The sequence below is a fragment of the Allobosea sp. genome (assembly GCF_017308075.1).
GTDB lineage: Bacteria > Pseudomonadota > Alphaproteobacteria > Rhizobiales > Beijerinckiaceae > Allobosea.
Genome location: NZ_JAFKFX010000028.1, coordinates 141,190 through 153,183, shown reverse-complemented (window position 1 = coordinate 153,183; position 11,994 = coordinate 141,190). Strand labels below are relative to the sequence as shown.

At 68.0% G+C, this 11,994-nt stretch carries 14 protein-coding genes; 11 read left to right on the top strand and 3 right to left on the bottom strand.

The features are described 5' to 3' along the window. Positions 1-4: 4 nt before the first annotated feature. Genes J0J10_RS10215 through cobJ form a run of 3 tightly spaced genes read left to right on the top strand, consistent with a single transcriptional unit; the run spans position 5 to position 2,173 of the window. Entirely contained in the window at positions 5-637 is a 633-nt protein-coding gene (locus tag J0J10_RS10215) for a precorrin-8X methylmutase (RefSeq protein WP_291633712.1), read from the top strand. Positions 638-641: 4 nt separating this feature from the next. After that, positions 642-1,385 carry a precorrin-2 C(20)-methyltransferase gene (locus tag J0J10_RS10210; RefSeq protein WP_291646364.1) on the top strand — a complete coding sequence of 248 codons (744 nt, stop codon included), beginning with the start codon at positions 642-644 and terminating at the stop codon, positions 1,383-1,385. Next, entirely contained in the window at positions 1,382-2,173 is a 792-nt protein-coding gene (cobJ, locus tag J0J10_RS10205; protein ID WP_291646363.1) for a precorrin-3B C(17)-methyltransferase, read from the top strand. Before J0J10_RS10210 ends, cobJ begins: the two co-directional genes overlap by 4 nt. Here the strand turns inward: cobJ and J0J10_RS10200 are convergent. After that, positions 2,116-2,877 (bottom strand): cobalt-precorrin-6A reductase, encoded by a 762-nt coding sequence (locus J0J10_RS10200; RefSeq protein WP_291646362.1) that lies wholly within the window; start codon positions 2,875-2,877, stop codon positions 2,116-2,118. The genes cobJ and J0J10_RS10200 overlap by 58 nt on opposite strands. On the opposite strand from J0J10_RS10200, the gene cbiE reads away from it, so the two are divergent. From cbiE to bluB, 5 genes are all read left to right on the top strand, one after another. After that, positions 2,876-4,129, top strand: a complete 1,254-nt coding sequence (cbiE, locus tag J0J10_RS10195) for a precorrin-6y C5,15-methyltransferase (decarboxylating) subunit CbiE (RefSeq protein WP_291646361.1) — start codon at positions 2,876-2,878, stop codon at positions 4,127-4,129. The genes J0J10_RS10200 and cbiE overlap by 2 nt on opposite strands. After that, a complete protein-coding gene (locus J0J10_RS10190) occupies positions 4,126-4,533 on the top strand; it encodes a cobalamin biosynthesis protein (protein ID WP_291646360.1) in 408 nt (135 codons plus the stop codon). Before cbiE ends, J0J10_RS10190 begins: the two co-directional genes overlap by 4 nt. Then, positions 4,530-5,297 (top strand): precorrin-4 C(11)-methyltransferase, encoded by a 768-nt coding sequence (gene cobM, locus J0J10_RS10185; protein ID WP_291646359.1) that lies wholly within the window; start codon positions 4,530-4,532, stop codon positions 5,295-5,297. Before J0J10_RS10190 ends, cobM begins: the two co-directional genes overlap by 4 nt. Continuing rightward, the gene (locus tag J0J10_RS10180; RefSeq protein WP_291646358.1) at positions 5,294-6,619 is read left to right on the top strand and encodes a cobyrinate a,c-diamide synthase; all 1,326 of its coding nucleotides are present in this window, start codon (positions 5,294-5,296) and stop codon (positions 6,617-6,619) included. The genes cobM and J0J10_RS10180 overlap by 4 nt, the downstream gene beginning before the upstream one ends. 154 nt (positions 6,620-6,773) lie before the next feature. Next, positions 6,774-7,385 carry a 5,6-dimethylbenzimidazole synthase gene (bluB, locus tag J0J10_RS10175; protein ID WP_291646357.1) on the top strand — a complete coding sequence of 204 codons (612 nt, stop codon included), beginning with the start codon at positions 6,774-6,776 and terminating at the stop codon, positions 7,383-7,385. A gap of 58 nt (positions 7,386-7,443) precedes the next feature. Here bluB and J0J10_RS10170 read toward each other — a convergent pair whose 3' ends face one another. Next, positions 7,444-8,097 carry a CoA transferase subunit B gene (locus J0J10_RS10170; RefSeq protein WP_137882781.1) on the bottom strand — a complete coding sequence of 218 codons (654 nt, stop codon included), beginning with the start codon at positions 8,095-8,097 and terminating at the stop codon, positions 7,444-7,446. A gap of 16 nt (positions 8,098-8,113) precedes the next feature. Beyond that, on the bottom strand, positions 8,114-8,821 hold the full coding sequence (locus J0J10_RS10165) for a CoA transferase subunit A (RefSeq protein WP_291646356.1): 708 nt from the start codon (positions 8,819-8,821) through the stop codon (positions 8,114-8,116). Between the two features lie 408 nt (positions 8,822-9,229). On the opposite strand from J0J10_RS10165, the gene J0J10_RS10160 reads away from it, so the two are divergent. The 3 genes from J0J10_RS10160 to J0J10_RS10150 are packed head-to-tail and all read left to right on the top strand — an operon-like array spanning position 9,230 to position 11,967. Then, positions 9,230-9,994 carry an ABC transporter ATP-binding protein gene (locus J0J10_RS10160; protein ID WP_291646355.1) on the top strand — a complete coding sequence of 255 codons (765 nt, stop codon included), beginning with the start codon at positions 9,230-9,232 and terminating at the stop codon, positions 9,992-9,994. After that, positions 9,984-10,727, top strand: a complete 744-nt coding sequence (locus J0J10_RS10155; protein WP_291646354.1) for an ABC transporter ATP-binding protein — start codon at positions 9,984-9,986, stop codon at positions 10,725-10,727. The genes J0J10_RS10160 and J0J10_RS10155 overlap by 11 nt, the downstream gene beginning before the upstream one ends. 37 nt (positions 10,728-10,764) lie before the next feature. Continuing rightward, on the top strand, positions 10,765-11,967 hold the full coding sequence (locus J0J10_RS10150; protein WP_291646353.1) for an ABC transporter substrate-binding protein: 1,203 nt from the start codon (positions 10,765-10,767) through the stop codon (positions 11,965-11,967). Positions 11,968-11,994: the final 27 nt, after the last annotated feature.

The window sequence follows — 11,994 nt, the reverse complement described above, 5'->3', positions numbered from 1 at the left end:
AGATTTGAACACGCGCCACGCCTATCTGCGCGACGGAGCCGCGATCTACGAGCGCTCCTTCGCCATCATCCGGGCCGAATCCGACCTCTCCGGCTTTTCCGGCACCGCCGAGCGCGTCGTCGTGCGGATGATCCATGCCTGCGGCATGACCGATCTGCCCAAGGACGTGGCGATGTCGCCGGATTTCGCGGCGACCGCGGAAGCGGCCCTGGCCAAGGGCGCACCGATCCTTTGCGATGCCCGCATGGTCGCCGACGGCGTCACCCGCGCCCGCCTTCCCGCCGGCAACGAGGTGATCTGCACGCTCACCGACCCTTCGGTGGCGAAGCTGGCGCAGGAGATGGGCACGACCCGCTCGGCCGCGGCGATGGAGCTCTGGCGGCCGCATCTGGAGGGCAGCCTCGTGGTCATCGGCAATGCGCCGACCTCGCTGTTCCGCCTGCTCGACATGCTCGATGCCGGAGCGCCCAAGCCGGCCGCCGTGATCGGCATCCCCGTCGGCTTCGTCGGCGCGGCCGAATCGAAGGAGGCGCTGGCGCTGGACGGGCGCGTGCCCTTCCTCGTGGTGCATGGCAGGCGCGGCGGCTCGGCGATGGCGGCTGCGGCGGTCAACGCGCTGGCGCAGGTGAAGGAGTAAGAGGGTGAGCGAACGAGCCCCCCGCACCCTGCTTTTCGGCGTCGGCCTCGGCCCCGGCGATCCCGACTACATGACAGTGCGTGCCCGCGACATCATCCTCAAGGCCGACCGTCTCGTGCACTTCTGCAAGCGCGGCCGGCGCGGCAATGCCCGCGTCACCGCCGATGCGATCATCGCGCCCGACGCCGCCCGCGAGATCGAGCTCGCCTTTCCGGTGACGACCGAGGTGCCGGTCGAGGAAGAAGGCTATGCCGGGCCGATCGCCGCCTTCTACGACGCCGCTGCCGAAAGGCTCGCGGATGAAATGGCCGCCGGCCGCACCATCGCCGTACTCTGCGATGGCGATCCGTTCTTCTACGGCTCGTTCATGCATCTCTGGCGGCGCCTCGCCCAGCGTTTCCCGACCGAGGTGGTGCCGGGCGTCACCGGAATGGCCGGTGCCTGGACGCGGGCCGCCGCCCCGATCACCTGGGGCGACGACGTGATGACCGTGCTGCCGGGCACGCTCGCCGAAGGCGAGCTGACGCGCCGTCTCGTCGACACTGATGCGGCGGTGATCATGAAGCTCGGCCGCAACCTGCCCAAGGTCAGGCGAGCCTTGCAGCAAGCGGGGCTGATCAACCGCGCCATCTATGTCGAGCGCGCCACCATGGCCGACCAGCGCGTGGTGAGGCTGGCCGAGAAGCCCGATGACGAGGCGCCTTACTTCTCGATGATCCTGGTGCCCGGCGAAGGGCGACGGCTGTGACCGGCTCTCTCACCGTCGTCGGGCTCGGCCCCGGCGAAGCGCGCTATCTGACGCCGGCGGCACAGGCGGCACTCGATCAGGCCAGCGACCTTATCGGCTATGGCCCCTATCTCGACCGTATCCCCGCCCGGGCCGGCCAGAGCAAGCATGCCAGCGACAACCGCGTCGAGATCGACCGGGCCCGGCATGCGCTGGAACTCGCCGCCGCGGGAAAGAAGGTCGCGGTGGTCTCCGGCGGCGATCCCGGCGTCTTCGCCATGGCGGCCGCCGTATTCGAGGCTGTAGAGGCCGGCAAGCCCGGCTGGCGCGAGCTCACGATCACCGTCGAACCCGGCGTGACCGCGATGCTGGCAGCGGCCGCGGCGGCCGGCGCCCCGCTCGGGGGCGATTTCTGCGCGATCTCGCTATCGGACAATCTCAAGCCCTGGGACGTCGTCACCGCCCGGCTGGAGGCGGTGCTGCGGGCGGATTTCGTGATCTGCCTCTACAATCCGATCTCGAAGGCGCGGCCCTGGCAGCTCGGCAAGGCGCTGGAACTCGCACTCGCTGTCCGGGCGGCCGACACGCCGGTGCTGTTCGCGCGCGCCATCGGCCGGGCCGACGAAGCACTGCGCGTCCTGACGCTGAGCGAAGCTCATGAAGCAGCAGGCACGGCCGACATGGCGACGCTGGTGATGATCGGTGCGAGCGGCACGCGCCTGATCGCGCGCGAGGGAAAAGCCCCCTTTGTCTATACGCCGCGTTCTGTGACGAAGAGCCCCTGCGCCACCAGCCAGGGCAGAACCTGATCGATATGGGTGACGTATTCGACATCGGGCTTGGGCGGCCGCTCGACCATGATCACCGGCAGGCCGAGCCGGCGCGCCGCGACGAGCTTGCCGAGCGTCATCGAGCCGCCGGCATTCTTGCTGACCAGGATCTGCGTCCCCTCCCGGTGCATCAGCCTTTCCTCGGCCTCGGCCTCGAAAGGCCCGCGCTGCTGCAGGACCTTGGCATGCGGCAGCGGCAGTTCGCCGACCGGCTCGATGACCCGGATCAGATAGCGGTGCTGCGGTGCCGCAAAGAAATGCGGCAGCTCGAGCCGGCCGATGGTCAGGAAGACGCGCTGCGGCTCGGCGCCGAGCGCCTCGACAGCGGCGGCAATGTTCGGCACGCTGCGCCAGCGGTCGCCGGCCCGAGGCCGCCAGCTCTCGCGCCTGATCGCGAGCAGCGGCACGCCCTCGGCCTTGCAGGCGGCCTCCGCGTGAAAGGGCATGATGGCGGCGAAGGGATGGGTCGCATCGATGACCGCGACCACGCCTTCCTCGACGAGATAGCGCCGCAGACCGGCAATGCCGCCGAAGCCGCCGATGCGGGTCGGCAGCGACAGCGGCCGCGGATCGGAGGTGTGGCCGGCGAGAGAGATCACGGCACGGATCTCGGGGGCCTGCTCAGCCAGAAGCTGGTCAAGTGCAGCCGCTTCGCTGGTGCCACCAAGGATGAGGACGGTCATGAATCTTTTGTCGCCTGAAACCGACAAGCTGTCGAGCGCAGCGCAGCATGGCCCCTGGCTCTCGCTGGTCGGACTCGGCGAGGATGGCCGCGCCGGACTAACCCGAGAGGCTCTCGCGGCACTCGAACAGGCCGAGATCGTGTTCGGGGGAGAGCGCCATCTCAAGCTGATCGGAAAGGTCCCCGGCGAGGCCCGGGCATGGCCCCAACCCTTCAGAAATGCGCTACCGGCGATCCTGGCCGAACGCGGGCGGGCGGTCTGCGTTCTGGCCACCAGCGACCCGTTCCATTACGGCATCGGAGCCGGGCTGACCAAAGCACTCCCTCCGGAGGAAATGCGGGTTATCCCGCAATTGTCAGCGTTTTCGATGGCTTGCACGCGGATGCGCTGGCCTCAGGAGGAGTGCGCGCTGGTCTCCCTGCACGGGCGGGCCTTACAGCGCATCATCCCGCTGCTGCAGCCGGGGACACGCATCCTGGCGCTGTCCTGGGACGAATCGACGCCCGCCGCCGTCGCCGCGCTGCTGTCGGAGCGTGGCCTCGGCGGCAGCTCGCTCACCGTGCTCGAAGCGCTGGGCGGCCCGAAGGAGCGCATCCGCGAGACGCGTGCCGACGCCTTCGCGATTGAGGGGATCGTGCCGCTCAACATGCTGGCGGTCAGCGTCGTCGCCGGCGCCGATGCCCGCATCCTGCCTCTGGCCAACGGCCTCGCCGACGACTGGTTCGAGCATGACGGCCAGCTGACCAAGGCCGACATCCGCGCGATCACACTCTCGGCACTCGCACCCCGCGCCGGCGAGCTGCTCTGGGATGTCGGTGCCGGCTCCGGCTCGATCGGCATCGAATGGTGCCTGCGCCACCGCCACAACCGCGCGATCGCTTTCGAGGAGCTCCCGGAGCGGGCGGCACGCATCGGTCGCAACCGGCTGACGCTCGGCGCAGTGCCGATCGAGATCGTCGAAGGCAAGGCACCGGCGAGCTTCGCCGGCAAGGCTTCACCCAATGCGGTCTTCATCGGTGGCGGGCTCGGCGATCCCGGCCTGTTCGAGGCCGCCTTCGCGGCGCTGAAGCCGGGCGGCCGGCTGGTCGCGAACGCCGTGACCATCGAGGGCGAGGCGCGGCTCGCGGCGCTGTTCGCGCAGCATGGCGGCAATCTGCGCCGCATCGGCATCGCTCATCTCGATCCGGTCGGAACGATGCATGGCTGGCGGCCGGCGATGCCGGTGACGCAATGGCGGGTGGTGAAGCCGTGAGCTCCGGCATCACCGCCGGCATCGGCCTGCGCCCCGGTACCTCGGAGGCGGATATCGAGGCCTGCCTGACGCAAGCGCTGGCGGCCGCCGGTCTTCCTGCGGGCGCTGTCGGTCGCCTGGCGACGCTGGCCTCGCGCTTCGGCGAGCCCGGCCTCGCCGCCATCGCCCGGACGCATGATGTCGAACTCGTCGCTATTCCCGACGAGGCGCTGGCCGGCTTCGAGGCCGCCTGCGCCACGCGCTCGACCCGCATCGCAGGTCTCTATGGCGTCGGCTCGGTGGCGGAGGCGGCAGCACTGGCCGCCGCCGGGCCGGGCGCCGTGCTGGTGCAGCCGCGCATCGCCACGAGCCGCGTCACATGCGCGCTCGCCCGCAGCGCCGAACCGGACAAGAACGCCTTATGACCGTGCATTTCATCGGCGCCGGCCCGGGCGCCGCCGACCTGATCACCCTGCGCGGGCGCGACCTGATCGCCTCCTGCCCGGTCTGCCTTTATGCGGGGTCGCTGATCCCGCAGGCGATGCTCGGCTGGTGCCCGCCGGGCGCGCGCATCGTCGACACCGCCCCGCTCGATCTCGACGCGATCATCGCCGAAATCGCGGCGGCGCATGAGCAGGGCCAGGACGTGGCCCGGCTGCACTCCGGCGACATCTCGATCTGGAGCGCGACCGGCGAGCAGATGCGCCGGCTGGAAGCGCTCGGCATTCCCTATGAGGTCACGCCGGGTGTGCCGGCCTTCGCCGCCGCCGCCGCCGCGCTGAAGCGCGAGCTCACCCTGCCGGGCGTCGCGCAATCGCTGGTGCTGACGCGGACCTCCGGCCGCGCCTCGGCCATGCCGGAAAAGGAGAAGCTCGCGACCTTCGCCGCTTCGGGGACGACGCTCGCGATCCATCTCTCGATCCATGTGATCGAGCAGGTCGCCGCCGAGCTTACGCCGTTCTACGGCGCCGATTGCCCGGTCGCGGTGGTGTTTCGCGCCTCCTGGCCGGATGAACGGGTGCTGCGCGGCACGCTCGCCGACATCGCGGCGCAGGTGCGCGCCGCCGATCTCGAACGGACCGCACTGATCCTGGTCGGCCCGGCCCTCGGCAGTGCCGATTTCGGCGAGAGCGCACTGTATTCCACCGGCTATGACCGCCGTTTCCGGCCGCGCGGGGGACAGGCATGACGGCCAGGGGCCTGCTCGTCGCCGCACCGCGCTCCGGCTCCGGCAAGACCACGATCACGCTCGGCCTGCAGCGGGCGCTCACCCGACGCGGGCTTGCCGTGCGCGGCCTGAAATGCGGGCCGGACTATATCGACCCGGCCTTCCATGCCGCAGCGACCGGCGCCGCCAGCGCCAATCTTGACAGCTATGCGATGCCGGACGCGCTGCTTGCCGGCATCGCAGGCAAGGCGGCGCAGGATGCCGACATCATCGTCGCCGAGGGCTCGATGGGCCTGTTCGACGCCGTCCCGGGGCCGGAAGGGCACACCGGCGCCAGCGCCGACATCGCCGCTTTGCTCGGCTGGCCGGTCGTGCTCGTCGTCGACGTCTCCGGTCAGGCGCAATCGGCCGGGGCGGTCGCGCTTGGCTGCAAGCTCTATGATCCGCGCATCAGGATCGCCGGGGTCATCCTCAACAAGGTCGCGAGCGAACGCCATCGCCGGCTCGCCGCCGCCGGCATGGAGCGGATCGGCCTGCCGGTCTTCGGCGCACTGCCGCGCGAGGCCAGCCTGATCCTGCCCGAGCGCCATCTCGGCCTGGTACAGGCCGGCGAGACCGAGGATTTGCATGCCCGGCTCGATTCGTTGGCGGAAGCGGTCGCAGGCGCGGTCGATCTCGATGCGGTTGTCGCTGCGGCCGGCGCGACGATGCTGCCGGTATCGGGCGAGGCCGCTCCGGCCCTGCCCGCCCCCGGCAAGCGCATCGCCATCGCCCGCGACTCCGCCTTCAGCTTCGTCTACCCGCATGTCGAGGCCGGATGGCGGGCGCAAGGAGCCGAACTCCGCCCATTCTCGCCGCTGGCCGACGAGGCGCCCCCGGACGATTGCGACGCCTGCTGGCTGCCCGGCGGCTATCCGGAGCTGCATGCCGGGCGGATCGCCTCGGCCTCGCGCTTCCTCGACGGCCTGCGCGCCTTCGCCCGGACGCGCCCCGTCCATGGCGAATGCGGCGGCTATATGGTGCTCGGCCGGAGCCTGACCGATGCCGACGGGGTAAGCCATGCCATGGCAGGGCTGCTCGCGGTCGAGACCAGCTTTGCCAAGCGCAAGATGAATCTCGGCTACCGCAACGCCGTACTGGAAGCCGATTGCCTGCTCGGAGCGGCGGGCGCGCGCCTGAGCGGCCATGAGTTCCATTATGCCAGCATCGTCTCGCAAGGCGACGACCCGCCACTCGCAGTGGTCAGCGACCCGCATGGCTCCGCCCCGGTGCCGGCCGGCAGCCGGCGTGGCCTCGTCACCGGCTCCTTCTTCCACGCGGTCGCCGCACGGACGAAACCTTGAGCGCGCAATCGATCCAAACCACCTTCAGCCCTCATCCTGAGGAGCGATCCGCAGGATCGCGTCTCGAAGGATGCTCCAGTGCGCACTGGAAGCATCCTTCGAGACGCCGCTGCGCGGCTCCTCAGGATGAGGGCTGAGAAGCGGAACCGGCTTGATGCCTCCCGTTTTCGACAGCCCTTTCCAGGACAAGCTCGGCGAGCTTCTGAGCTGGCGGCGCGATGTCCGGCGTTTCCGCACGGATGCCCTGCCGGAGCCGCTGCTCGCAAAGCTCATCAGCTTGATGGAGCTCTCACCATCGGTCGGGCATTCGCAGCCCTGGCGGTGGCTCAGGATCGACGGGGCTGCGCAACGCGCCGCGGTGCAGGCGAGCTTTTCCCGCTGCAATGCCGAGGCGCTGTCCGATTACGAGGGCGAGCGCGCGGCGCTCTATGCGCGGCTGAAGCTCGAGGGCTTGCGCGAGGCGCCAGTGCAGTTCGCGGTGTTCTGCGATCACGGCACCTTGCAGGGCCATGGCCTCGGCCGGCGGACCATGCCGGAAATGCTGGATTATTCGGTCGTCGCCGCGATCACCCAGTTCTGGCTCGCGGCCCGTGCCCATGGCGTCGGAGTCGGCTGGGTCTCGATCCTCGATCCCGAAGAGGTGCGCCACATCGCCGGCGCACCACCCGGATGGAAGCTGGTCGCCTATCTCTGCGTCGGCTTCCCGGTCGAAGAGCACGATGTGCCGGAGCTGGTGCAAGCCGGCTGGGAGAAAGGGCGCAGCTGAGCTGCGCCCTTCATTGCCGGAAAGATGGCCGGGTCGAGCCCGGCCATGACACGCAGCGTCAGAGCGCGACCTTGAACGGCGCCTCGGTCTTGGCCTTGATCTCGTCGAGGGTGACGCCCTCGGCGAGTTCGATCAGGGTCATGCCGCCGCCGTTCTCGTCGATCGAGAAGACGCCGAGATCGGTGATCACCATGTCGACGACCCCGGCCCCGGTCAGCGGCAGGTCGCAGGCCTTGAGCAGCTTCGGCGATTCCGAGCCGTCCTTGTTCTTGGCGACATGCTCCATCACCACGACGACCTTCTTGACGCCGGCGACGAGGTCCATGGCGCCGCCCATGCCCTTCACCATCTTGCCGGGGATCATCCAGTTGGCGAGGTCGCCATTCTCGGCAACCTGCATGGCGCCGAGAATGGAGAGGTCGATATGGCCGCCGCGGATCATGCCGAAGGAATCCGAGGACGAGAAATAGCTCGTCGTCGGCAGTTCGGTGATGGTCTGCTTGCCGGCATTGATCAGGTCGGGGTCCTCCTCGCCCTCATAGGGGAAGGGGCCCATGCCGAGCATGCCGTTCTCCGACTGGAGCTGCACGCTCATACCGTCCGGGATGTAGTTCGAGACGAGCGTCGGGATGCCGATGCCGAGATTGACGTAGAAACCGTCCTTCAGCTCCTTGGCGGCACGGGCGGCGATCTGTTCACGGGTCCAGGCCATGTGCGTGATCTCCTGCTCAAGCCGTTTCGCGCTTGCGGACGGTGCGCTGCTCGATGCGCTTCACCGGGTTCGTCACATGGACGATCCGCTTCACGAAGATGCCGGGGGTGTGGATGTGGTCGGGATCGATCTCGCCGGCCGGGACGAGATGCTCGACCTGCGCCACGCTCAAGCGCGAGGCCGTCGCCATCATCGGATTGAAGTTGCGCGCGGTCTTCCGGTAGACGAGGTTGCCCTCGGTATCGCCCTTCCAGGCATGGACGATCGAGATGTCGGCGAACAGGCCGCGCTCCATGATGTAGCGCTCGCCGTCGAACTCGCGCTCCTCCTTGCCTTCGGCGATCAGCGTGCCGACGCCGGTCTTGGTGAAGAAGGCCGGGATGCCGGCGCCGCCGGCGCGGATGCGCTCGGCCAGGGTGCCCTGCGGGTTGAACTCGAGCTCGAGCTGGCCGGAAAGATACTGCTCGGCGAAGAGCTTGTTCTCGCCGACATAGGAACTGATCATCTTCCTGATCTGCTTGGTCTCGAGCAGGATGCCGAGCCCGGCACCGTCGACACCGGCATTGTTGGAGATGAAGGTCAGGTTCCTGGCGCCGGAAGCGCGGATCGCCTCGATCAGCGTATCGGGAATGCCGCACAGGCCGAAGCCGCCCGCCATGATGGTCATGCCGTCCTTGACGATGCCGGCGAGAGCCGCCGCCGCATCGGGATAGACCTTCTTCATCGTGATGCCTTTGTCGCTGTGAAAGGAAGCTGATCGGGCCTGCAGCAAGAACTAGCCGAGCCCCCAGCGGCCCGCAACACGGGAAAGTCCGTCTCGGGCAGCGCCCCGCTGGACCATGACGGCTCAGCCTGACGGCAAGTCCGGACTGCCGGTGAGGTTTCGCGCCCGCGAGGTTCCGCTCGCGCGCCAGCCGGCACCGGACCCCTCTGCCGGACGCCGGCTTGGGAACGACAGCGGCTCCACCCGAGGCCTTACGCCTTTTGTCTAAGCCGGGGCTTTTCACCCCAACCGGATGGACTTCCCTGCACATGTGCGCCGTTGACATGGGTGATATGCGCGGTGCAGCATGACGGCCTAGGGGAAACGATCAAACAAGATTGAACGGGGTGACCGACATGCGTGAGTTGTATGTCTGAGGATATTATTCTCTCGACGTCGGGTCTTACGAAAGAATTCGCCGGCTTCACAGCAGTCAATGGGGTCGATCTCAGCGTCAAACGCGGCACGATCCACGCGCTGATCGGGCCGAACGGCGCCGGGAAGACGACCTGCTTCAATCTCCTGACCAAGTTTCTCGCGCCGACGCGCGGGTCGATCGTCTATAATGGGCGCGACATCACGCGGCAGAAGCCGGCAGAGATCGCGCGGCTCGGCCTGGTGCGCTCCTTCCAGATCTCGGCGGTGTTCCCGCAGCTCAGCGTGATGAACAATGTCCGCATCGCACTGCAGCGCAAGCGCGGCGACTCCTTCGATTTCTGGCGTTCCGAAGACGTTCTGCGTTCGCTCGACAAGGAGGCGCTGGCGCTGGTCGAGGCCGTTGGCCTGTCCTCGTTCGCCGATCTGCCGGCGGTCGAGCTCTCCTATGGCCGCAAGCGGGCGCTGGAGATCGCGACGACGCTGGCGCTCGACCCGGAAATGCTGCTGCTCGACGAGCCGATGGCCGGCATGGGCCGCGAGGACATCGAGCGGATCGCGACGCTGATCCGCAAGGTCTCGAAGAACCGCACCATCCTGATGGTCGAGCACAACCTCTCGGTGGTGGCCTCGCTGTCGGACCGCATCACCGTGCTCGCCCGCGGCCAGGTCCTGGCCGAAGGCGACTATGTCACGGTCTCGAAGGACCCGCGCGTGGTCGAGGCCTATATCGGCTCGGGAGTCGGCCATGGCCATTGAAGCGACCCTGGAGCGCAAGGCGCAAGCCGGGACGACGCCGCTGCTGAAGGTGCGCGGCCTCGAAGCTTGGTATGGCGAGAGCCATGTCCTGCACGGCATCGATCTCGATGTCGGCGAGGGCGAGGTGGTGACCCTGCTCGGCCGCAACGGCGCCGGCAAGACGACGACGCTGAAGTCGATCATGGGCGTGATCGGCAAGCGCAAGGGCTCGGTCAACTTCGCCGGCAAGGAGACGATCTCGCTGCCCTCGCGCGCCATCGCCAGGCTCGGCCTCGGCTATGTCCCCGAGGAGCGCGGCATCTACTCGACCCTCTCGGTCGAGGAGAACCTGATGCTGCCGCCGCAGGTGAAGCCTGGCGGGCTCTCGGTCGCGCAGATCTTTGAGCTCTTCCCCAACATCAAGGAGCGGCTGAGGAGCCAGGGCACCAAGCTCTCCGGCGGCGAGCAGCAGATGCTGGCGATCGGCCGCATCCTGCGCACCGGCGCCAACCTGCTGCTGCTCGACGAGCCGACCGAGGGCCTCGCCCCGGTGATCATCGACCAGATCGGCGCGACCATCCGCATGCTCAAGCAGAAGGGCTTCACCATCGTCCTGGTCGAGCAGAACTTCCGCTTCGCCCAGACCGTCGCCGACCGTCACTATGTCGTCGAGCAGGGCAAGGTGATCGACATGATCCCGAACGAGGAGCTCGACGCCAATATCGACAAGCTGCACGGCTATCTCGGCGTCTGAACCAGTCCAGAACAAAGACATAAGGTGGAGGAACGGCATGAAGACTACAGCACTGCTTCTCGGGACCGCGCTCGCCGCCCTGGCGGCCGGCGCCGCCCAGGCCCAGACCAGCGTCAAGGTCGGCGTGATGAACGACCGCTCAGGCCTCTATGCCGACCTCTCCGGCGAAGGCTCGGTGATCGCGGCCCGCATGGCGGTCGAGGATTTCAAGGCGGCGGAGAAGGGCATCAAGGTCGAGATTGTCTCGGCCGACCACCAGAACAAGCCGGACGTCGGCTCGACCATCGCCCGGCAGTGGTATGACCAGGATGGCGTCGACGCGATCCTGGACGTGCCGACCTCCTCGGTCGCGCTGGCGGTCAACCAGATCACCAAGGAAAAGAACAAGATCCACATCAATTCGGGCGCAGCCTCCTCGGACCTGACCGGCAAGGCCTGTTCGCCGAACACGATCCACTGGACCTACGACACCTATGCGCTGGCCCAGGGCACGGGCGGCGCCATGGTGAAGGCCGGCGGCGACAGCTGGTTCTTCATGACCGCCGACTACGCCTTCGGCCATGCGCTGGAGCGCGACACCGGCGCCATCGTCACCAAGAACGGCGGCAAGGTCGTCGGCGCGGTGCGCACGCCGTTCCCGGGCACCGACTTCTCCTCCTTCCTGCTCCAGGCCCAGGCCTCGAAGGCCAAGGTCATCGGTCTCGCCAATGCCGGCGGCGACACGATCAACTCGATCAAGCAGGCGGGCGAATTCGGTATCACCTCGGCCGGGCAGAAGCTCGCCGGTCTCCTGGTCTTCATCACCGACGTGCATGCGCTCGGCCTGCAGACGGCGCAGGGACTGGTCCTGACCGAGGCCTTCTACTGGGACAATAATGACGGGACGCGCGCCTGGTCGGAGCGCTTCGCCAAGGCCAATGGCGGCAAGAAGCCGTCCATGGTCCAGGCCGGCGTCTATTCCGGCATGCTGCACTATCTCAAGGCGATCGAGGCGGCCAAGAGCAAGGACGCCACCGCCGTGATGGCGAAGATGAAGGAGTTGCCGACGGACGACCCGCTGTTCGGCAAGGGCTCGGTCCGCGCCGATGGCCGCAAGATGCACGACATGTACCTGTTCGAAGTCAAGAAGCCGTCGGAATCGAAGGGACCGTGGGACTATTACAAGCAGGTCGCGGTGCTGAAGGCCGACGACGCCTTCAAGCCGCTTTCCGAAAGCGAGTGCCCGCTCGTCAAGAAGTGAGGGGCTGACGACAGCCTCCGCACCATC

Bases quoted from the DNA above. Each gene is read 5' to 3' on its own strand.
- cbiE (WP_291646361.1), top strand. From the start codon at position 2,876: ATGAATCTTTTGTCGCCTGAAACCGACAAGCTGTCGAGCGCAGCGCAG.
- J0J10_RS10200 (WP_291646362.1), bottom strand. From the start codon at position 2,877: ATGACCGTCCTCATCCTTGGTGGCACCAGCGAAGCGGCTGCACTTGAC.
- cobM (WP_291646359.1), top strand. From the start codon at position 4,530: ATGACCGTGCATTTCATCGGCGCCGGCCCGGGCGCCGCCGACCTGATC.
- J0J10_RS10180 (WP_291646358.1), top strand. From the start codon at position 5,294: ATGACGGCCAGGGGCCTGCTCGTCGCCGCACCGCGCTCCGGCTCCGGC.
- bluB (WP_291646357.1), top strand. From the start codon at position 6,774: ATGCCTCCCGTTTTCGACAGCCCTTTCCAGGACAAGCTCGGCGAGCTT.
- J0J10_RS10170 (WP_137882781.1), bottom strand. From the start codon at position 8,097: ATGGCCTGGACCCGTGAACAGATCGCCGCCCGTGCCGCCAAGGAGCTG.
- J0J10_RS10165 (WP_291646356.1), bottom strand. From the start codon at position 8,821: ATGAAGAAGGTCTATCCCGATGCGGCGGCGGCTCTCGCCGGCATCGTC.
- J0J10_RS10160 (WP_291646355.1), top strand. From the start codon at position 9,230: ATGTCTGAGGATATTATTCTCTCGACGTCGGGTCTTACGAAAGAATTC.
- J0J10_RS10155 (WP_291646354.1), top strand. From the start codon at position 9,984: ATGGCCATTGAAGCGACCCTGGAGCGCAAGGCGCAAGCCGGGACGACG.
- J0J10_RS10150 (WP_291646353.1), top strand. From the start codon at position 10,765: ATGAAGACTACAGCACTGCTTCTCGGGACCGCGCTCGCCGCCCTGGCG.